This window comes from uncultured Bacteroides sp., from assembly GCF_910578895.1.
Lineage (GTDB): Bacteria > Bacteroidota > Bacteroidia > Bacteroidales > Bacteroidaceae > Bacteroides.
In genome coordinates this window covers 66,432-86,025 of sequence record NZ_CAJTSC010000007.1, presented here as the reverse complement: position 1 = coordinate 86,025, position 19,594 = coordinate 66,432, and the positions used below count along the sequence as shown (strand labels likewise).

General features: G+C 51.7%; 17 protein-coding genes. 8 read left to right on the top strand and 9 right to left on the bottom strand.

The features are described from left to right. Positions 1 to 410: 410 nt before the first annotated feature. Together QZ327_RS03395 and QZ327_RS03390 are read left to right on the top strand one after the other, a co-directional pair. On the top strand, positions 411 to 791 hold the full coding sequence (locus QZ327_RS03395) for a hypothetical protein (RefSeq protein WP_294617120.1): 381 nt from the start codon (positions 411 to 413) through the stop codon (positions 789 to 791). 50 nt (positions 792 to 841) lie between these two features. Further along, positions 842 to 2,338 (top strand): acetyl-CoA hydrolase/transferase family protein, encoded by a 1,497-nt coding sequence (locus QZ327_RS03390; protein WP_294617118.1) that lies wholly within the window; start codon positions 842 to 844, stop codon positions 2,336 to 2,338. Between the two features lie 180 nt (positions 2,339 to 2,518). Here the strand turns inward: QZ327_RS03390 and dacB are convergent, their stop codons facing one another. The 3 genes from dacB to QZ327_RS03375 all read right to left on the bottom strand — a co-directional run bounded on the left by dacB (position 2,519) and on the right by QZ327_RS03375 (position 5,903). Further along, entirely contained in the window at positions 2,519 to 3,949 is a 1,431-nt protein-coding gene (dacB, locus tag QZ327_RS03385) for a D-alanyl-D-alanine carboxypeptidase/D-alanyl-D-alanine-endopeptidase (RefSeq protein WP_294617116.1), read from the bottom strand. An 87-nt stretch (positions 3,950 to 4,036) separates the two neighbouring features. Further along, on the bottom strand, positions 4,037 to 5,413 hold the full coding sequence (gene lpdA, locus QZ327_RS03380; protein ID WP_294617115.1) for a dihydrolipoyl dehydrogenase: 1,377 nt from the start codon (positions 5,411 to 5,413) through the stop codon (positions 4,037 to 4,039). Between the two features lie 70 nt (positions 5,414 to 5,483). Next, positions 5,484 to 5,903 carry a PH domain-containing protein gene (locus tag QZ327_RS03375; RefSeq protein ID WP_294617114.1) on the bottom strand — a complete coding sequence of 140 codons (420 nt, stop codon included), beginning with the start codon at positions 5,901 to 5,903 and terminating at the stop codon, positions 5,484 to 5,486. Positions 5,904 to 6,011: 108 nt separating this feature from the next. On the opposite strand from QZ327_RS03375, the gene nadB reads away from it, so the two are divergent. After that, on the top strand, positions 6,012 to 7,583 hold the full coding sequence (gene nadB, locus QZ327_RS03370) for an L-aspartate oxidase (RefSeq protein WP_294617130.1): 1,572 nt from the start codon (positions 6,012 to 6,014) through the stop codon (positions 7,581 to 7,583). Between the two features lie 25 nt (positions 7,584 to 7,608). Here nadB and QZ327_RS03365 read toward each other — a convergent pair whose 3' ends face one another. The 6 genes from QZ327_RS03365 to QZ327_RS03340 form a co-directional block, all read right to left on the bottom strand. Continuing rightward, complete coding sequence (locus tag QZ327_RS03365) at positions 7,609 to 8,436, bottom strand: M48 family metallopeptidase (protein WP_294617112.1); 828 nt, start codon at positions 8,434 to 8,436, stop codon at positions 7,609 to 7,611. Further along, positions 8,391 to 8,807: a DUF4870 domain-containing protein gene (locus QZ327_RS03360; RefSeq protein ID WP_294617110.1), complete on the bottom strand. Its 417-nt coding sequence runs from the start codon at positions 8,805 to 8,807 to the stop codon at positions 8,391 to 8,393. The genes QZ327_RS03365 and QZ327_RS03360 overlap by 46 nt, the downstream gene beginning before the upstream one ends. Further along, positions 8,804 to 9,196 carry a DUF2752 domain-containing protein gene (locus QZ327_RS03355; RefSeq protein ID WP_294617109.1) on the bottom strand — a complete coding sequence of 131 codons (393 nt, stop codon included), beginning with the start codon at positions 9,194 to 9,196 and terminating at the stop codon, positions 8,804 to 8,806. The genes QZ327_RS03360 and QZ327_RS03355 overlap by 4 nt, the downstream gene beginning before the upstream one ends. Continuing rightward, positions 9,196 to 9,531, bottom strand: coding sequence for a TM2 domain-containing protein (locus QZ327_RS03350; protein ID WP_294617107.1), 336 nt, complete (start codon positions 9,529 to 9,531; stop codon positions 9,196 to 9,198). The genes QZ327_RS03355 and QZ327_RS03350 overlap by 1 nt, the downstream gene beginning before the upstream one ends. Before the next feature lie 311 nt (positions 9,532 to 9,842). Beyond that, positions 9,843 to 10,421, bottom strand: a complete 579-nt coding sequence (gene rbr, locus QZ327_RS03345) for a rubrerythrin (protein ID WP_294617106.1) — start codon at positions 10,419 to 10,421, stop codon at positions 9,843 to 9,845. 164 nt (positions 10,422 to 10,585) lie between these two features. After that, positions 10,586 to 10,750, bottom strand: coding sequence for a hypothetical protein (locus QZ327_RS03340; protein WP_294617104.1), 165 nt, complete (start codon positions 10,748 to 10,750; stop codon positions 10,586 to 10,588). A 228-nt stretch (positions 10,751 to 10,978) separates the two neighbouring features. Between QZ327_RS03340 and QZ327_RS03335 the strand changes: the two genes are divergently transcribed. The 5 genes from QZ327_RS03335 (at position 10,979) to QZ327_RS03315 (ending at position 19,593) form a co-directional block, all read left to right on the top strand. Then, on the top strand, positions 10,979 to 12,658 hold the full coding sequence (locus QZ327_RS03335) for a SulP family inorganic anion transporter (RefSeq protein WP_294617103.1): 1,680 nt from the start codon (positions 10,979 to 10,981) through the stop codon (positions 12,656 to 12,658). A gap of 46 nt (positions 12,659 to 12,704) precedes the next feature. After that, on the top strand, positions 12,705 to 13,667 hold the full coding sequence (locus QZ327_RS03330; RefSeq protein WP_294617102.1) for a DNA/RNA non-specific endonuclease: 963 nt from the start codon (positions 12,705 to 12,707) through the stop codon (positions 13,665 to 13,667). A gap of 451 nt (positions 13,668 to 14,118) precedes the next feature. Further along, complete coding sequence (locus tag QZ327_RS03325) at positions 14,119 to 17,055, top strand: TonB-dependent receptor (protein ID WP_294617100.1); 2,937 nt, start codon at positions 14,119 to 14,121, stop codon at positions 17,053 to 17,055. Positions 17,056 to 17,157: 102 nt separating this feature from the next. Then, positions 17,158 to 18,675, top strand: a complete 1,518-nt coding sequence (locus QZ327_RS03320) for a RagB/SusD family nutrient uptake outer membrane protein (protein WP_294617098.1) — start codon at positions 17,158 to 17,160, stop codon at positions 18,673 to 18,675. A gap of 18 nt (positions 18,676 to 18,693) precedes the next feature. Continuing rightward, on the top strand, positions 18,694 to 19,593 hold the full coding sequence (locus QZ327_RS03315) for a DUF4984 domain-containing protein (protein ID WP_294617096.1): 900 nt from the start codon (positions 18,694 to 18,696) through the stop codon (positions 19,591 to 19,593). Position 19,594: the final 1 nt, after the last annotated feature.

The following is a 19,594-nucleotide window of genomic DNA, read 5'->3' as shown; positions in this document are numbered from 1 at the left end:
GGATAATCTTTAATATTAAATAGTTTAACGTGAGTGCGATTAATGTTTTTATCGCTATATTTCTAATTTACAAACGAATCATTTTAGTCTTTATATCCAATTCACGTTAAATAAATCTCTCTAACTTCTGTAAATGAAAAAGTCCTGCTCTCCTCCTCTTTATTCGATATATTTCTGTTAATCTGCTAATTAATGTTAAGTATATGAACATTTTTCAAGTGTTAATTTGGCATTCTTGGAAGAATTCTCCATTTTTGTGAAATGAAAGAAACATTAGATTTTTTCATAGTTAAGGTTTAGGTTAAAAAAATTAAGGGGAGCTGTGAAGCTGCCCTTTTTTAATGCCTGTTTATTGGCTATAATCAGATTAAATAATTATCTTTGGCGGAGAAAAAACAAAAGAAGGACTTATGGAAGACATCTTCAAATTTCTGTTGATTGCAGGCATTATGATTATAAGTTTTGTCAGACAAGCCAAGAAAGAAGCGAAAAAGAAAGCTGGTAATACTCCCGCCGTGCCTGTGCCCGATGAAGGGCGTCCTTTCCCCGAAACCCTGAACGATGAGATTTACGGCGGATATATTCCGGAAAGCCCTAAGCCCGTAACCGTTGTAGCGCGTAAGAAAACGGAAAAAAAGCATAAACCCGCCCCGAAACAACCTTTCATTCAGCCAAACACCGACAATACCCTTTCCGAACCCGCAGATGTCCCTTCCGAATTTGAAATACATTCGGCGGAAGAGGCACGTAAAGCCATCATCTGGGGAGAGATATTGCAACGGAAGTATTGATGCAATTGAAAGTCGAATTGATTTCTTACACGAAAAAATAACTATACATTATGGCACTTAATTACATTTCGGCAGCAGAAGCTGCGAGCCTTATCAAACATGGCTACAATATCGGCCTGAGCGGATTTACTCCCGCAGGAACAGCCAAAGCCGTTACGGCTGAATTAGCAAAAATCGCAGAAGCGGAACATGCCTTGGGAAGACCTTTCCAGGTGGGCATTTTTACAGGCGCTTCGACCGGTGACTCCTGCGACGGTATCCTTTCACGCGTCAAAGCCATCCGTTACCGTGCTCCTTATACCACCAACCCGGATTTCCGTAAGGCGGTGAATAACGGTGAGATTGCCTACAACGACATTCACTTGTCACAAATGGCGCAAGAAGTGCGTTACGGCTTTATGGGAAAGGTAAATATCGCCATTATCGAAGCCTGTGAGGTGACGCCCGACGGCAAAATCTACTTGACTGCCGCCGGCGGTATCTCGCCCACCGTATGCCGCCTTGCCGACCAGATTATCGTAGAGCTGAATGCCGCGCACAGCAAAAACGCCATGGGATTGCACGACGTCTACGAACCGCTGGACCCGCCTTGCCGCCGCGAAATACCTATCTTCAAGCCAAGCGACCGCATCGGCATGCCTTACATCCAGGTAGACCCAAAAAAGATTGTGGGTGTGGTAGAGACCAACTGGCCGGACGAAGCGCGCAGCTTTGCCGATGCAGACCCGCTGACCGACAAAATCGGGCAGAACGTAGCCGACTTCCTTGCCGCAGACATGAAACGCGGTATCATTCCTTCCACCTTCCTGCCGTTGCAGTCGGGCGTAGGAAACATTGCCAATGCCGTGTTGGGGGCTTTGGGACGCGATAAGACTATCCCGCCGTTCGAAATGTATACGGAGGTGATCCAGAATTCCGTTATCGGACTCATTCGCGAAGGCCGCGTAAAGTTCGGCAGTACCTGTTCGCTGACCGTAACCAACGACTGCTTGAACGGAATATACGAGGATATGGACTTCTTCCGCGACAAGTTGGTGCTCCGTCCGTCGGAAATATCCAACAGCCCCGAAGTGGTACGCCGTTTGGGAGTTATCTCTATCAACACTGCCATCGAAACCGACCTTTACGGAAACGTAAACTCCACCCACATCAGCGGTACGAAGATGATGAACGGTATCGGCGGATCGGGCGACTTTACGCGTAACGCTTATATCTCCATTTTCACCTGTCCGTCTGTTGCCAAAGAGGGCAAAATCAGTGCTATTGTGCCTATGGTCTCACATGCGGACCACAGTGAGCACGATGTCAATATCATTGTCACCGAACAGGGTGTTGCCGACCTGCGCGGCAAGAGCCCGAAAGAACGTGCGCAAGCCGTCATCGAGAACTGTGTTCATCCGGATTACAAGAATATCCTCTGGGATTATCTGAAACTTACCGATGGCAAGGCACAGACTCCTCACTCCATGCGCGCGGCCCTGGCTATGCACGCCGAACTGGCTAAGAGCGGGGATATGAGAAATGTGGATTGGGGACAATATAAATAATACTTGGAAGAGGGTGTCAGAGCTCTCTTATTAACAAAATCGAGGGTGTGTCGAAATACCCAAAACATATAAGTCACCCCTGTCATAGATATCTTGACAGGGATGACTTGGTTAATAAGAGGGTTCTGACATACTCTTTTTTGTTAATAAGAGAGTTTCGGCATCCCCTTCTCCTGTGTTTTATCGGATAAGTATATCGCACACGGCATCCTGAAACTTACGTGCTTCTTTGCCGGAAAGCACATTCTGGTTCATGATGGCAAAAGCGATTTGATGTCCGTTATTCGCCTTCAGATATCCCGCCAGGCAGTTTATGGCAGTAAAGGAGCCTGTCTTGGCATGTACGTTCTTGTAAGAGGGCGTTCCTTTCTTCATCCGGTTTCTCAATGTTCCGTCCACTCCGCCGATAGGCAACGCCTTGTATAGCTTCTGAAACACATCCGTGCGCGAATAGGCGAATTTCAGGAAAGCGACTAACAGTTCCGATGATACATAGTTGTAGTGGGACAACCCGCAACCGTCTGCCAGGTTGTATCGTTCCGGATCGTAACCCAGTTTTTTTATCAACCTCCGGACGGCAGCAAGCCCGTCTGCGACGGAGACATGCCTGTCGCCCGTGAGTTGCGCACCCAAGCGGCACAACATGGCTTCCGCATTCAAATTATCACTCTCTTTCATTATCCGGTTGACAACTGCCTGCACGGAAGTGCTATGAGAGGCTATTCGCACGGAAACGCTGTCTTTTTGAAATTCACCAAAAGAATAATCCGCTGGGCAGCAAACGCCTTTCGCCCGCAACCGTTCCAGGAACGTGTGCATGAAGAAGTCCTGTGAGGAATAGATATTCACCGTACCGGTACGCTTCCCGTCCACATTGCCCGACACCGTTATCTCATTGCCGTTCTCCAGCCAGTTGCGCGACACCTTGAAACGTCCTGCATCGGGAGTACGGGTTTTCGTTGTATTGGCAAGCGTATAGTAAGACGAGGCGGGAGTACATTCCAGGCGCGCCGTATCCCCTTGTATGCCGGGAGAAGCGGTTATCGTAACCACTCCTTTGTCGAGCATCAGCGGCGATAGGTAGGGCTGGAAGGAATAGGGCGTATCGTCCCATAACCAGCCGCTTCCCCAATACAAAGAGTCTTTCATGGAAACATCGCCGTATATCCTGCCCTGTACCACGGAGAAAGGCGAACGTGCCACTCTGCTCGTCAACGAATCCAACGCTTCATCATCGAATTCCGGGTCAAAGCCCCCCACAACATAGATATCGCCTTTCAGCGTATCGCGCTCAATCGTTCCCTTGTACCACACTTCCGTGCGGAAAGGCTCGTTCGCTCCGGGGCGGGAAAGTGCCGTAATCGTGGTCAACAGTTTCATGGTGGATGCAGGGCGGGAAAGTTTATCCGCCTGATACCCGTACAGTGCCTTATTGGCAGTCAGGTCGTAGACTGAGACGGATACATTGGAGCCTGCGGGCAACCGGTACTTTATCAGCGTGTCCAGTTGCGAAGAAAGCGAGTTTGTTTTAGTAGATACTCCCTGTGCAAATAACATACAGGGAATTAACATCAAAACCGATACAATCGGGAATATACTATGTCTTCTCATTTAAATCTTACGATTTCCATAAATACAATACATTCTGTTTTGGCGGCACGGCTTCTTCATTTACAGGAGCCGTCTCCCGGCAGCTGTTTAAATCAGCTCCTTAAAGATTTCCCCTACCGTAGGATGCGGAAATACAATCTTTTTCCACTCTTCGGCGGTCAATCCCAGTTCGATTGCCATGCCTGCCAGCGTGATAATCTCCGAAGCCGGATTGCCCAGCACGTGCGCTCCCAATACCGTCCCCTCTTCCGCCAGCAGCAACTTGCATACTCCGTTTACGCCTTCGTTCTCCGCCACAAAGCGGCCGGAATACGCCATTGGCAGCTTCACCACGCGATAGGGAATGCCCTTTTTCTGCAAGGACTCTTCGGTCTCTCCCACTCCCGCAATCTCCGGATTCGTATACACCACTCCGGGGATGGCGCGATAGCTCATGGTATCTTCCCGTCCTGTGATGGAGTGTATCGCCACTTCCGCTTCACGCACGGCAGTGTGTGCCAACATGGAGAACCCGGTCAGGTCGCCGCAAGCATACACGCCTGGAACGGAAGTCCGCATCTGTTCGTTGACGCGGATGCTTCCGCGTTCCGTTCTCTCCAGGTTCAGGTTCTCCAGCCCGAAGCCTTTCATTACGGGGCGGCGGCCCACGCTCATCAACAGCTTCTCGGCAACAACGGAGCCGGTTCCTTCGGCTGTCTCATAGTCGATGCGGATAAGGAGAGGAGCGGAAGAGGAGTCCGCTTCGCCTGGGCGTGCCAACGGTCCGATGGAGACCACCTTTGTGCCCGGCATGAACTTGATGCCGCGTTTGGCATATTCCGCACGAAGCATAGCAGAGAGTTCCTTGTCCATTCCGCCCAGTATCTCGTCCAGCATCTCGATGACGGTGACCTCTGTTCCCAGGCTGTTGAAGAATGAGGTAAACTCCATCCCGATTACCCCGCCGCCGATGATTGCCAGCGATTTCGGGAGTTCCTTGTTGTCCAATGCGTCACGGTGTGTCCAGTAAGGCACCGTATCCACTCCGGGGATGGGCGGAATAAAGGTCTCCGAACCTGTGCAGAGCAACAGATTGTCACATTCGTACGTTTCGTCGCCACACCGCACATGGTTCTTGTCTACGATTGCCGCTTCGCCGTTCACTATCGTCACATTGCCGGCAGCCAGCTTTCCTTTGACGCCCAGCACCAGTTTCCGCACCACTTTCTGTTTGCGTGCGATGATTTTGGGCAGGTCGAACGATACCTCCGGCACGCAGACCGCATATTTCGATGCGTGGCGTGCGCCGTCGTACGTCTTTGCCGAGTACAGCAAAGTCTTGGTAGGAATACACCCTTCGTTCAGACACACCCCTCCGAGGTTCTGTTTCTCGAAAAGCACGACACTCAGTCCGGCATTCCCGGCTGTTTCCGCGGCCGTGTATCCCGCAGGACCACCGCCGATAATGGCAACTTGATATTTCATGGTTCTTACATTTATAGGTTTCTGCATGCAAGATACGACAAGATATCCGGAAAATAAACAGATGCCCCGTTTAATTCTCGTCCCGCCGTGCATCCCTGCCCGATATGCACCGTTCCAGCAGCCGTACAAACTCCTGCTCTTTCACCGGAAGAAGCGCCGCGCATTTGCCTTCCCCATACCTTATTAATATATAGCGCATCACGGAAAACCTGCCTATCCGCATGGAGAAGGCACGCTCTACCGACGTGATGTCCTTTAACGGAATCTCTTTCTTCCGCAAGAAACGCCCGAAATACAATAATAGTTTGCCGTCGGCAGTGATGGTATAGGTGGTATGGATCAGTTTCTCGATGCCGGCAACCAACAAAAGCATAAAGAGGAGAGCCGTAAGGATATGTTTTTCCCAAAGGCAGTAGACGGTTATCCCGCCTGTCAGCAGGACGGACAAATACTGTCCGGCAGCGATACGTGCATGAAAAATTCGGTTCATTTTATCCGGTTTTTGCCGCGAAGGTAGGTATTTTTGCTAATTAATGCCTGCAAGGGGCACAAAGAACGTACTTATTTTGTAGTTTTGCGGTGTTAAATACACATGACTATGGTAAGAAAGTTCGATTTCCTCGTTATCGGTTCCGGGATTGCCGGTATGAGTTTTGCGCTTAAAGTAGCACATAAAGGAACAGTGGCCCTTATCTGTAAGGCAGGGCTGGAAGAGGCAAACACCTATTTTGCACAAGGCGGAATCGCCTCCGTCACGAATCTGGCGGTAGACAATTTCGACAAGCACATCGAAGACACCATGATTGCCGGAGACTGGATAAGCGACCGTGAAGCTGTGGAGAAGGTGGTGCGCAACGCTCCCGGACAAATCGATGAACTTATTAAATGGGGTGTGAATTTCGATAAGAAGGATAACGGCGAATTCGACCTGCACAAAGAGGGCGGACACTCGGAGTTCCGCATCCTGCATCACAAGGACAATACGGGAGCCGAGATACAGGAAAGCCTTATTGAAGCCGTAAAGCAACATCCCAACATCACCATATTTACCAATTTCTTTGCGGTGGAGATTATCACCCAGCACCATTTGGGCATTATCGTCACCCGCTACACTCCGGGCATCAAGTGCTACGGAGCATACGTGTTGAATGAGAACAGCGGGGAAGTGGACACGTTCCTCTCCAAAATGACCATCATGGCAACCGGAGGTTGCGAAGCCGTCTACCGTAACACCACCAATCCGTTGGTTGCCACAGGCGACGGTATCGCCATGGTCTATCGTGCCAAAGGTGCCGTAAGAGACATGGAGTTTATCCAGTTCCATCCCACCGCCCTCTACCATCCGGGCGACCGTCCCTGCTTCCTGATAACGGAAGCCATGCGCGGCTATGGCGGCGTGCTCCGTACGATGGACGGAAAGGAGTTCATGCAGAAGTACGACCCGCGCCTTTCGCTTGCTCCGCGCGATATCGTTGCCCGTGCCATTGACAACGAAATGAAACAGCGTGGCGACGAGCATGTCTATCTGGACGTTACCCACAAAGATGCCGAAGAAACCAAGAAGCACTTCCCCAATATCTATAAGAAATGTCTCAGCATCGGCATCGACATTACGAAGGATTACATTCCCGTAGCTCCCGCCGCACACTATCTATGCGGCGGTATCAAGGTCGACCTGGACGGGCAGTCCAGCATCCGTCGCCTGTATGCCATCGGCGAATGCTCGTGCACGGGGCTTCACGGTGGCAACCGCCTCGCTTCCAATTCGCTGATAGAAGCGGTGGTCTATGCCGATGCCGCTGCCAAGCATGCGCTGAGCGTGCTGGAGCGTTACGATTTCAATGAAGACATCCCCGAGTGGAACGACGAAGGCACCATTTCCAACGAAGAGCGCGTGCTCATTACGCAAAGCATGAAAGAGGTGAACCAGATTATGGAGTCTTACGTAGGCATTGTCCGCAGCAACACCCGCCTGACCCGTGCGTGGAATCGTCTGGACATCCTGTACGAGGAGACCGAAAAACTGTTCAAGAGCAGCAAGGCAACGCGCGAACTTTGCGAACTGCGCAATATGATTAACGTGGGTTACCTTATCACCCGCCAGGCGATGGAGCGCAAAGAGAGCCGCGGGCTGCACTATACCATAGATTATCCGCACGCGCGCGAATAGAGATAAGGAGGGAGAGCCGGAACGGTCAGAGGCTCTCCTTCAGCCTGTCAAACCTTTCCGCTCCCAGCACCTCGCAAAAGGTGTCCGTGCGCTTCAGCCGTTTGGCATGTTCCCAAATCATCGAGGAGCGTTTCTTCGAGTCGGGGTGCGTGCTCACCCACTCTGCAAACGACGGCACATCCTCTTCTTCGGACAGGCGATACAGGAAGTCGCCCAACGCAGCCGGGTCGATGTCCGCTTCGGACAGGTAAACCACCGCGCACTCGTCCGCCTCGCTTTCCAGCGTGCGGTCGTATGCCGTAGACGAAAGCAGCTTGGCGGTCTCTTTGAGTACCGCACCGCCGTCGTTTCCGGCAATCATCTTTGCCAGGACGGACAGCCCCACTTCCTTAATCAGTTTCTTCATCACATGCCCCTTTTCGATGTGAGCTATCTCGTGTGCCATTACGCCGCAAAGCTCCATTTCGTTCTTGCAATCGGCAATCAGCGCGGAGAAAATCACCAGGTGCCTGTCGGGGAAGGCGAAGGCATTCACCTCTTCACTCCTTATGATATGCAGCCTGACAGGCTTTTCGATGCCGTTCTTCGCGCAGATATGCGCAAGCAGGGAGTCGACGGGTTGCAACACCTCTTCATCCTCTACAAATGTTTCGGTCTTGGAAAACATGTCCCAGTAGAGTTTTCCCAACTTCTCTTCGATGACATCCCTTTCCAGGTGAAAGACGGATAGCCAGTTCACGCGCGAAAAGCCGAACAATACTGCCCCGAACAGCAGTAACGACACCAGTGCTTGTTTCAGGATTTTTATCATGGCTTGCAGATTAAGTCGGTTACGCCTCCATACACGTACCATTCCACTTGCTTGCCCTTGCGTGTCTGCACGGCGGTGTAGATGGTGGCGATAAAATCGAGGATATTGAAAATAAGTACCGTAAACAGGTAGGCGAAATAGAATGAGGAAAGCTCCTGCCAGCCCAGGATGAGCCTGATGCTCCACCAGAACAGGATACTGTTGGTGCAGAACAGGGGGAACTGCGATATAAGCGCCTGCATGCAGTGCCAGCGTACGAAATAAGTGTGCTTGCGGTTGGCGAAATAGAATATGATTGTCGCCAGCAGGTTGACGATGGGAAAAGGCAGTCCTGCCATCGCCGCCAGGAGAGACATCAGATAGCTGTTGGCAGCCGTCTCCAGCTCATGTTCTTCGGGTGTGTATAAAATCATAATCCTTTTGTGATGTTCCAAATCCAGTTTGCTGCCATCAGAAGGGCAAAGGGGAGAAACACATGTCTCTTGCCGAACCATTTGTCCGCCTTCCTGTAAAACAGGTAGTAGGAGTCCTTTCCCAGCATAGCGTCGGCAAGCATCCATAAAGGAATGCCTGCCAGCATCAGTGCCAGCACAATGCCTATGGGGTTGAGCATCAGCGACTCCCCTACCTCTCCCCGCATCAATGCCATGATGGCGCGCGTCGCTCCGCACGAAGGACAGGGGATGTGGAACAGCCGCTTGAACAGGCACGCCGTCTCTCCGCACGGACCGGAAAGAAAGAGCCGTATATAGCCCGCCGCGCATCCTGCGGACGAAAGTATATACAGCCCTCTCCTGTTCATTATAATAATGCTTGAAGCTTCCTGAAGTTCTTGTCGCGGGTAGCTCCCATGATAAGGAACCAGTCTACGATGGACCATATACCGAAACCGCCGCAGGTAATCAGCTTGCCGATACCCAGGCCCATGTCTCCGATAAAGAAACGGTCGATGCCCAGGCTGCCGCCCAGCAAGGAGATAATCAATACGATGGTGGGGTCTTTGAATTGCAGCGTCTGGATAAGGGTCCACTTTGAATCGTCGGCTTCGAGAAGCATGTTTCTTACCGTAGCTACTTGGTAATCTTGAAAGAACTTGCTGTTTGCCATGATAAAGGCATCTACTTTCTGTGCATCCATAATAGTTTATTGTTTTTTAGTATGATTAGTTATTCCGGATACAAAAGTAGTGTTTTTGTAATTTAAATTATATTTATTTTGCAACTATTTTCCTGTTTAGCCACGGCTTTTTATCGTTTGGATGTCCGGTTCTTGCATTTGATGAAGAAGTTAAAGGAATTAAAGGGAGTTATCGGCCGCCAAGCCGGCTTGGAAGTTGAAGCCGGTACTTTTATAACAATGTCATGCACAAGCGTATCGGCCCTAACTCCTCTAACTCCCTTTAACTCCTTCTAACTCCTGTAACTCCCGTAATTCCCGGGAGTCGCTTTTCAATAATTTTCTTTCTTCACCTCGAAGTGAGCCTGCGGATGCAGACAGGCGGGACACGTCTCGGGCGCTTCCTTGCCCGTGTAGATGTAACCGCAGTTGCGGCACTGCCATACCACCTCGCCTTCCTTGGCGAAAACGGAAGCGGTCTCGATGTTGCGGATGAAAGCGCGGTAACGCTCTTCGTGCCCTTTTTCGGCAATGGAGATATTGCGATACATGGCGGCGATTGCGGGGAAGCCTTCCTGCTCGGCAACGTCGGCAAAGTGGGGATAGTCCAGCGACCACTCTTCATGCTCGCCTGCTGCCGCCGCCTGCAGGTTTTCCAGTGTGCTGCCGATGACGCCTGCGGGATAAGAGGCGGTGATTTCCACCATGCCGCCTTCCAGGAACTTGAACATACGTTTGGCATGTTCCTTCTCCTGGTCCGCCGTTTCGGTAAAGATGGCGGCGATTTGTTCGTAGCCCTCTTTCTTTGCCGCGCTTGCGAAGTAGGTGTAACGCATTCTTGCTTGTGATTCACCGGCGAATGAAGTCAGCAGATTCTTTTCTGTCTGAGTTCCTTTGATGCTTTTGCTCATAATTTTGTTTTAATTGGTTAATGTGATTACATATATATATTGTTCGTATTCCGCTATAGGTTTTCGTATTCCGTTTGCCGGCAAGGCAAAAGTACAAATAAGTTTTTATTACTTAACAACCCGTGCACCGATTATGTTCAGGACACCTGCGCGATTTTTCTTTTTTATCCGCCGTGCAGCGGCGGCAATGCCTCCGGAGTGTCTGCCGTGTCCTCAAAAGCGCGCCGGACACGGCTTTTACATTTAGGGGAGTTGGAGGAGTTACCCCTTCGTATCGCTTCGTTGGTAGTCGTTAAAGGAGTTAGAGCCGATACTCTTTTGTATGACATTGTTATAGAAGTATCGGCTTTAACTTCCAAGCCGACCTGGCGGCTGATAACTCCTTTTAACTCCCCTGACTCCTTTTAATGAAAAAGCCGTGCGCGCCAAGGACAAAAAGAGCGGGACAATGATAACTGTTTGTATTATTTTACGTAATTTTGCACCCTCTTTTCAAAAGGGGCGTCTCTTTGCGGATAACTCCTTATAGGTAAAAAACAAGTTTCTGAAAATAAAAAATGAAAGCGTTCGAATTCAAGCCGAAACTGTACACGGCTCTAAAAAACTACTCGAAAGACCTCTTTATGGCAGACCTGATGGCGGGTATCATCGTAGGTATCGTTGCCTTGCCGCTTGCCATCGCGTTCGGTATCGCATCAGGCGTATCGCCTGAAAAAGGCATCATCACCGCCATTATCGCCGGTTTCATCATCTCCCTGCTGGGGGGAAGCAAAGTCCAGATAGGCGGACCTACCGGTGCGTTCATCGTCATTATCTACGGCATCATCCAGCAGTATGGCGAAGCGGGACTGATTGTCGCCACGCTGATGGCGGGCGTCATCCTCATCCTGCTGGGGGTGTTCAAGTTGGGGGCGGTCATCAAGTTCATCCCCTATCCCATCATAGTGGGTTTCACGAGCGGCATCGCCGTCACTATTTTCACCACTCAGATTGCGGACATCTTCGGGCTGAGCTTCGGCGGAGAGAAGGTGCCGGGCGACTTCATCGGGAAGTGGCTGGTCTATTTCCGCCATTTCGATAGCGTCAACTGGTGGAACACGCTTGTCAGCATGGCCAGCATCCTTATCATTGCCGTCACGCCGAGGTTCTCGAAGAAGATTCCCGGTTCGCTTGTCGCCATCATCGTGGTGACCGTTGCCGTTTGGCTGATGAAGGTGTATGGGGGCATCGATACCATCGACACCATCGGCGACCGTTTCAGCATCAAGGCGGAACTGCCCGATGCCGTGATGCCGGCGCTGGATTGGGAGGCGGTCAAGAACCTGTTTCCCGTTGCCGTCACCATTGCCATCCTGGGTGCCATCGAGTCTCTGCTCTCCGCCACCGTGGCAGACGGTGTCATCGGCGACAGGCACGATTCGAACACGGAGCTGATAGCGCAGGGCGTTGCCAACATGGTTACGCCGCTCTTCGGCGGCATTCCTGCCACAGGTGCCATCGCCCGCACCATGGCGAACATCAACAATGGCGGCAAGTCGCCCGTGGCGGGCATCGTGCATGCGGTGGTGCTGCTGCTCATTTTGCTGCTGCTGATGCCGCTGGCGCAATACATCCCGATGGGATGCCTGGCGGGCGTGCTGGCGGTCGTGTCTTACAACATGAGTGGCTGGCGCGTGTTCAAGGCGTTGATGAAGAACCCGAAATCGGATGTCACCGTATTGCTGATCACATTCTTCCTGACCGTCATCTTCGACTTGACCGTAGCCATCGAAGTGGGGCTGGTCATCGCCTGCGTGCTTTTCATGCGCCGTGTCATGGAGACTACCGAGATATCGGTCATCAAGGACGAGATAGACCCGAATGCCGAGTCGGACATCGCAGTCAGCGAAGAGCATCTTATGATTCCGAAAGGCGTGGAGGTGTACGAAATCAACGGTCCTTACTTTTTCGGCATCGCCACGAAGTTTGAAGAGGTGATGGCGCAGCTGGGCGATCGCCCCAAAGTGCGCGTCATCCGCATGCGTAAAGTTCCTTTCATCGACTCCACGGGCATTCACAACCTGGAAAGCCTGTGCCGCATGTCGCAGAAGGAGAAGATAACGGTCGTGCTCTCGGGCGTGAACCCCAATGTGCACCGTGTGTTGGAGAAGGCAAGTTTCTACGCGCTTTTGGGCGAGGAGAATATCTGCCCCAACATCAACGTGGCATTGGAGCGGGCGCGCAAGCTGGCGGAGTAGGCTGGCCGGGAAGTTATGCGGAAACCATTCAAATAAAAGCATCGTTATGGCAAAGAGAAGAAGCGGCAGGAGAAAGGCATCGGGAAGACAGTCGGACGGATTGATTCTCCTGATAGTGCTGGTGTGTCTTGCGGTCGCCTTCCACGAACCTATAGCCGATGCGTTGCGCAACAGGCGGCATGCCGCTACGCAACAGGCCGTTGTTGCGGAGAAGAAGCCTGCCACCGCAGCGAAGAAGCCCGCCGGACGGGCAACGGCCACCGTCCGGCAGGCGAAGGCACTCCCCGACCGCACCGGAGTCGCCGGAACAGCCGGGAATGTCCTGCTGCCGGCACCGCTGGAAAACGTGCCCGAGCAGGTGCTGCACCGCAAGGGGTATACCGTCTCTTACAACCGTGAGCACAAGATACCGAACTGGGTGGCATGGGAACTCACTCCCGAAAAACTGGTGGAGCGCGAAAGCCGCACCGACAAGTTCCTGCCCGACCCCGACCTGCCCGAAAGCCAGGCGGTGACCACCGACGACTACAAACGTTGCGGCATGGACCGCGGGCACATGTGTCCTGCCGGTGACAACCGTTGGCACTGGAAAGCCATGCAGGAGAGTTTCTACATGACCAATATCTGCCCCCAGAACCACAACCTGAACCGGGGCGACTGGAAGGAACTGGAAGAGGCATGCCGCCTGTGGGCACGGAGGGAAGGGAAAATCTATATCGTCTGCGGTCCTGTACTCTACCGGCAGAAGCACCGCACTATCGGCAGGAAGCACAAGGTCACCGTGCCCGAAGCCTTCTTCAAAGTGATACTCTGCACAAGCAGTACGCCGCCCAAGGCAATCGGCTTTATCTATAAAAATACGGCGGGCAACCATCCGCTGGACGCCTACGTCAACAGTGTGGACGAGGTGGAACGCATCACCGGCATCGATTTCTTCCCTGCCCTGCCCGATGATGTGGAGAAGCAGGTGGAAGCCTCCTGCGACCTCGGTTTGTGGAAAAGGCAATGACGGCATTCCGGCTCTTCCCTTTTCGCCTTCGGGGGTATAACTTTTTTTAACCCTGTGTATTTATACTAACAGATTAACATCATTCTTTGTCACTTTTACCTGTTGTACGCTTTATTACCTCTCTTTTTTTAAGGGATATCCCCTGAAAGCCTGTCTTTTTTCTATTGTTTGATTGTCCGGGTATTTATAAACTTGCAATTTATAGCATAATTATTTGCTGTTTTAACAAGGATGCTGGCACTTATTTAATATCTTTGCAACCATTATATAACGGATTCTATTTTCGGCTAAAAAAGATGAAACACATTAAAATATATAGCCTTTCCCTTGTTTGGAGAAACGTGAAGAAACGTGACGAAATAGCACGTTGAGGGATGGGTTGTATCCGGATTCTACATATAGCAACTATTTATCAATTCAAATCTTAATCAATAATAATTTAAAGACAAGGATGAGAAAATCAATTCTTTGGTTTGTCTTTCTTGTATTATTGACCGTTCAGTCTGCTTTCGCACAAAGTTTTTTTGTGAAAGGTAAGGTCATTTCCCAAGAGGATAATGAACCGCTGATTGGTGTGTCTATTTTACAGGAAGGAAGCACAAATGGTGTAGTGACCGACATTGACGGTAACTACAGTCTTGAGATTAAAGGTACGGCAAAAGCTACCTTGCTGTTCTCGTACATCGGTATGCAATCGCAGAAACACGAAGTCACCGCCCGGACAGGCACGCTCAATGTCCGCCTGGCGCCCGACTCCGAGCTGATAGACGAAGTGGTGGTAGTGGCGTACGGAACCCGCAAGAAAGGAACAATCGCCGGTGCCGTATCTGCCGTAAAATCGGAAAAACTGGAAAATGTGCCGGCAGCCGGGTTCGACCAGGCGTTGCAGGGACAGACACCGGGTTTGTCGGTTATCTCCAACTCCGGAGAGCCCAGCAAAGCCGCCGTATTCCAGATCCGCGGTACTAACTCTATCAACTCGGGCACGTCCCCGTTGTTCATTCTGGATGGTGTGCCCATCTCCAGCGCCGATTTCAACACAATCAGCCCGGGCGACATCGAGTCTATCTCCGTGTTGAAGGATGCCTCTTCAACATCTATCTACGGTGCCCGTGCGGCGAACGGTGTGGTAGTCATCACTACCAAGCGCGGTTTGTCGATGGACAAGGCAAAAGTGACGCTGCGCGCGCAGTACGGTTTCTCGCAACTGGCGTCGCAGGACAAGTGGATGATGATGAACACCCCCGAGCGCATCCAGTTTGAAAAGGAAATCGGTCTGGACAAGGGCAAGGACTACGAGCTGCTGTCGCGTACCAACGTCAACTGGATAGACGAGATTTTCAACGACCGTGCGCCGTTGCAGAATTACGAGCTCTCCGTGAACCGTGCCACCGACCGCTTGAACTACTACGTGTCCGGCGGCTTCTACGACCAGGACGGTATTGCGCAGAGTTCCTCTTTCCGTCGTTTCAACATGCGTACCAACGCCGAAGTGAAAGCCAGCAACTGGCTGAAGATAGGCACCAGCTCCATGGCTGCGTACGAAGAGGTGCAGCAGGCTGAAGAGGGCGACATGGCACTCTACACGCCTATCTCGGGCTCGCGTTTCATGCTCCCCTATTGGAGCCCCTACAACAAGGACGGCTCGCTGGCATCCGAAAACGACGGTACGTGGCAGGGAACCGGGCAGAACCCGATTGAGTGGATGAACAACAATCCGGTGACTTATAAGAAATACAAGGTGTTGTCTACCGTATTTGCGGACATCACTCCCGTAAAGAACCTGACCATCCGTACGCAATTCGGTGCGGACTACTCGCACTCCACCGCATTCATGCAGTCTTTCCCGAGCTATATCATCAATGCCGGTTCGGGTTCTGCCGGACGCAACACTTCGGACGCCCTGACACTGAGCGAGACCACTACCGTAAACTACCGTTGGGAGGTGAACGACAACCATTCGCTCAACTTCCTGCTGGGACAGGAGGCGGTAGACTTCCAGTCCACCGGCTTCCAGGTCGTGACCCGTGGACAAGGCAACGACAAGCTGACGAACGTGACTTCGGGTACGCGTGCCTCTTCGTGGGCGGATTCCAATAACTCTTACTCCTACCTGTCGTTCTTCTTCCGTGGCGAATACAACTACAAGGATTTGTATTACGCGGAAATGGCAGCCCGTACTGATGCCTCTTCACGTTTCGGTAAGGACCACCGTTGGGGTATGTTCTGGTCGTTGGGATTCATGTGGAACATCAAGAACGAAGCTTTCCTGAAAGACATCGAATGGCTGACAGGTGCGCAGATAGCGCTCAGCACCGGTACTTCGGGTAACTCGGAAATACCCAACTACGACCACTTGGCACTTGTGGCGGGCGGTCCGAACTACAACGACCAGGCGGGTATCTATCCCAAGCAGAGCGGCAACGAAGAGCTGGGCTGGGAGCAGACATGGTCCAACAACGTGGGTGTACGCCTCGGTTTCTTCAACCGTGCCAACCTGAACGTCGACTTCTACCACAAGAAGACCACCAACATGCTGATGCTCGTGCCCGAATCGTATGCCATCAGCGGCGAAGGGTTCCATTGGGACAACATCGGTGCCATGATAAACCGTGGTGTCGAAGTGACGATAGACGGCGATGTGATCCGTACCAAGGACTTTGTATGGAACCTCAATGCCAACGTATCTTATAATAAGAACAAGCTGGTGGAACTGTACAACGGCGTGCAGGAATACGTGAACTCCACTACCGGACTGAAATACATCGTAGGACATCCGGTGAACGAATTCTTCCTGAACCGTTATGCCGGCGTGAATCCCGCCAACGGTGACGCCCTGTGGTACACCAAGGATGGCGAGCTCACCACCGAGTTCCGCGAAGAAGACAAAGTGATGACCGGAAAAACCTTTACCTCGCCGTGGGCGGGCGGTTTCGGCACCACGCTCTCCTGGAAAGGGCTCTCGCTCTCCGCGCAATTCAGCTGGATGGCAGACCGCTGGGTGATGAACAACGACCGTTTCTTCGAAGAGAGCAACGGATTGTACAGCTCATACAACCAGTCCAAACGCCTGCTGTACGACCGCTGGAAGAAGCCGGGCGACATCACGGATATTCCCCGCTACGGCGTGACTGCCGAGCTTGACGACCGTTTCCTCGAAAACGCTTCATTCCTGCGGCTCAAGAACCTGACACTTGCCTACGCGCTTCCGCAGGCGCTGCTGAAGAAGAGCAACTTCTTCACCGCTGCCCGCATCTATTTGCAGGGACAGAACCTGCTGACCTTCACCGGTTTCCAGGGATTGGACCCGGAAGTGGCAAGCAATATCTACAGAGCACAATATCCGGCTTCACGCCAGTTTACACTGGGTGTTGAAGTTTCATTCTAAATTAAGTAGACAAGGGAGAAGGGACAAGTAGACAAGGGAACAAGGAAAAGCCTCGTCAACTCGTTAACTCGTCAACTTGTCAACTAAAACAAATAAGAAACAATGATTAAGAAATTCAGAAACTATATCATGTTGGTCGCTGTGGCATGCTCGCTCGGTTCCTGCTTGGACAAGATGCCGGAGGATGAAATGCCCTTCGACCAGGCGATTCAGACGGTGGACGATGTTAACCAGTTTGTCATCGGTATCTACGATGCCTTCAAGAGCGGTTACCTCTACTCCGGCAACCTGACGCTGCTGCCCGACCTGCAGACCGACTTTGTGTATGGGGTGAACGGCAATACGAACATTTACGGCGACATCTGGCGGTGGAAGGACATCAAGCCCACCAATACCGACATCGAAGGCGTGTATGCCACACTCTACGACGTCATCAACCGTTGCAACTTCTTGCTTGACAGGGTGGACAACGTGCGCCGTAATACCACGGACGATAAAGACCTGGACAATCTGGACCAATGCTGCGGCGAAGCCTATTTCGCGCGTGCGCTTGCCTACTCGGAACTGGTGAAACTCTTCTGCAAGGCATACGAGAGCGAGGAAGACGCTGCCGGCGAGCTGGGTGTAATCCTTACCCGCCACTATAAGGGCGAGGGCGAGCCGATGGTGCGTGCGTCGCTGAAAGACTCTTACGCCTTTATCCTCGAAGACCTGGACCGTGCTGCCGAGCTGCTGGAACTGGAAGAGGATTACTCCGGAACGTTGTACAGCTCTTACTATTTCAATGAATATACGATATACGCCCTGCGTGCGCGTGTGGCGTTGTATATGAAGAATTGGGACGATGCCATCAAGTACGCCACCAAAGTAATCGAAAGCGGCAAATACAAATTGTCCAGCTGCACGTCGGAGATTTCGAACGGTGTGAGCTACTATAAATATATGTGGACCAACGACCTCTCTACAGAGACCATCTGGCAGGTGGGCTTCACCATCAATTCGTATGGCGGACGTCTGGGGCAAATCTTTGCCAACTACGACTTCGTGAACCTGCGTCCGGACTATGTGCCGGCAGAGTGGGTCATCAACCTCTACGATAATGCGGACGGTCGTGTCACCACTTTCTTCCAGAACATGACTACCAGCTACGGGCTGACTTGGCCGTTGCTGATAAAATACTTCGGTAACGAAAACTTCATGAACAACCGCATCCCGCACGTATCCATGCCGAAAGTGCTGCGCCTGTCGGAACAGTACCTTATCCGTGCAGAGGCTTACGTGCAGAAAGAGAACCCGGATTATAGCAGGGCGGGCGCCGATATCACTACCCTGCGTCTGGCACGTTACTCTTCGTACGGCGGCGGAACGCCCATGAGCGCAAGCAACGCCATGGACGTTATTGAGGAGGAACGTGTGAAGGAACTCTACATGGAGGGCTTCCGCCTGCACGACCTGAAGCGCTGGCACAAAGGTTTCGAGCGCAAGCCGCAGGCACAGTCGCTGGCAAACGGCAGCAGCCTGAAGGTGGAGAAGGACGATGCGATGTTCGTATGGCCCATCCCGCAACACGAGCTGGATGCTCCCGGTTCGCAAGTAGAGCCGAATGAAAGTAACAAATAAGATTAAAAACATACGATAATGAAAAAACTATTGATTGGATGCATGGCAGGATTGGCTGCCATACTAAGTCTTGTCGGATGTGAGCAGGACAAGACCCTCTATAAAGGTCCGAATTATCTGATGTTTTCCGATACGCTCTACCACTATCCCGTTCAGGAGAGTAACGAGATATTCAATGTGCCTGTTTCCGCTACCGTGCCCGTCGGTTACGACCGTACGCTCGCTGTGGAAATCATAGACAAGGAGAGCAATGCCGTAGAAGGAAAGCACTACAAGTTGCTGTCGAACACCGTCACTATCAAGGCGGGCGAACTGGCGGCGAACATCGAAGTGCAGGGTATGTACGACAACATCGCAATTGCTGACTCGTTGGGATTCGCGTTGCGTCTGGTAATACCCCAATCCGAACAATGGGACCTCTATGGCACGGAAGCCAAAGTGGTGATGCAGAAGAGTTGTCCGTTCGATGTCAACAACTTCAGCGGTTGGTGCCTCGTCACTTCCACTTTTCTGCAATCGGACTATATGAATAAGGTAGGCCAAAGGCTTATCAAGTCGAGCGTGGCGGAAGATGAAGAAAATACGGTGATACTGCACGGGCTTTACCTCGATGGCTACGACACCCGGATTTCATTCAACCGCAAGGATTTGCTGGAACCGCTGGTGGAAATGGACAAACAAATCTGCGGTACTACCGGCGAGATTTTCGGTAATATCATTGGCGACGGAAATTTCCAGATGCTCCAGTCGGCAAACTATATCTCTTACTACAATACTTGTCAGAAGTTCGTCTTCCAGTATGTCACCCTCGGTGCGGACATGGCGGACGGCTCTTTCAACGCATTGGGTACGTATATCAACCTCATGGAATGGATTAGCGAGGCTGAAGCGGAAAAATTAAAAGAACAAGGATTATAAA

Coding starts and splice junctions, on each gene's coding strand:
- rbr (WP_294617106.1), bottom strand. CDS start 10,421: ATGAGCAAAAGCATCAAAGGAACTCAGACAGAAAAGAATCTGCTGACT.
- dacB (WP_294617116.1), bottom strand. CDS start 3,949: ATGAGAAGACATAGTATATTCCCGATTGTATCGGTTTTGATGTTAATT.
- QZ327_RS03365 (WP_294617112.1), bottom strand. CDS start 8,436: ATGGTACGTGTATGGAGGCGTAACCGACTTAATCTGCAAGCCATGATA.
- QZ327_RS03375 (WP_294617114.1), bottom strand. CDS start 5,903: ATGAACCGAATTTTTCATGCACGTATCGCTGCCGGACAGTATTTGTCC.
- QZ327_RS03320 (WP_294617098.1), top strand. CDS start 17,158: ATGATTAAGAAATTCAGAAACTATATCATGTTGGTCGCTGTGGCATGC.
- QZ327_RS03390 (WP_294617118.1), top strand. CDS start 842: ATGGCACTTAATTACATTTCGGCAGCAGAAGCTGCGAGCCTTATCAAA.
- lpdA (WP_294617115.1), bottom strand. CDS start 5,413: ATGAAATATCAAGTTGCCATTATCGGCGGTGGTCCTGCGGGATACACG.
- QZ327_RS03395 (WP_294617120.1), top strand. CDS start 411: ATGGAAGACATCTTCAAATTTCTGTTGATTGCAGGCATTATGATTATA.
- QZ327_RS03335 (WP_294617103.1), top strand. CDS start 10,979: ATGAAAGCGTTCGAATTCAAGCCGAAACTGTACACGGCTCTAAAAAAC.
- QZ327_RS03360 (WP_294617110.1), bottom strand. CDS start 8,807: ATGATTTTATACACACCCGAAGAACATGAGCTGGAGACGGCTGCCAAC.
- QZ327_RS03330 (WP_294617102.1), top strand. CDS start 12,705: ATGGCAAAGAGAAGAAGCGGCAGGAGAAAGGCATCGGGAAGACAGTCG.
- nadB (WP_294617130.1), top strand. CDS start 6,012: ATGGTAAGAAAGTTCGATTTCCTCGTTATCGGTTCCGGGATTGCCGGT.
- QZ327_RS03355 (WP_294617109.1), bottom strand. CDS start 9,196: ATGAACAGGAGAGGGCTGTATATACTTTCGTCCGCAGGATGCGCGGCG.
- QZ327_RS03340 (WP_294617104.1), bottom strand. CDS start 10,750: ATGTCATACAAAAGAGTATCGGCTCTAACTCCTTTAACGACTACCAAC.
- QZ327_RS03325 (WP_294617100.1), top strand. CDS start 14,119: ATGAGAAAATCAATTCTTTGGTTTGTCTTTCTTGTATTATTGACCGTT.
- QZ327_RS03350 (WP_294617107.1), bottom strand. CDS start 9,531: ATGGATGCACAGAAAGTAGATGCCTTTATCATGGCAAACAGCAAGTTC.
- QZ327_RS03315 (WP_294617096.1), top strand. CDS start 18,694: ATGAAAAAACTATTGATTGGATGCATGGCAGGATTGGCTGCCATACTA.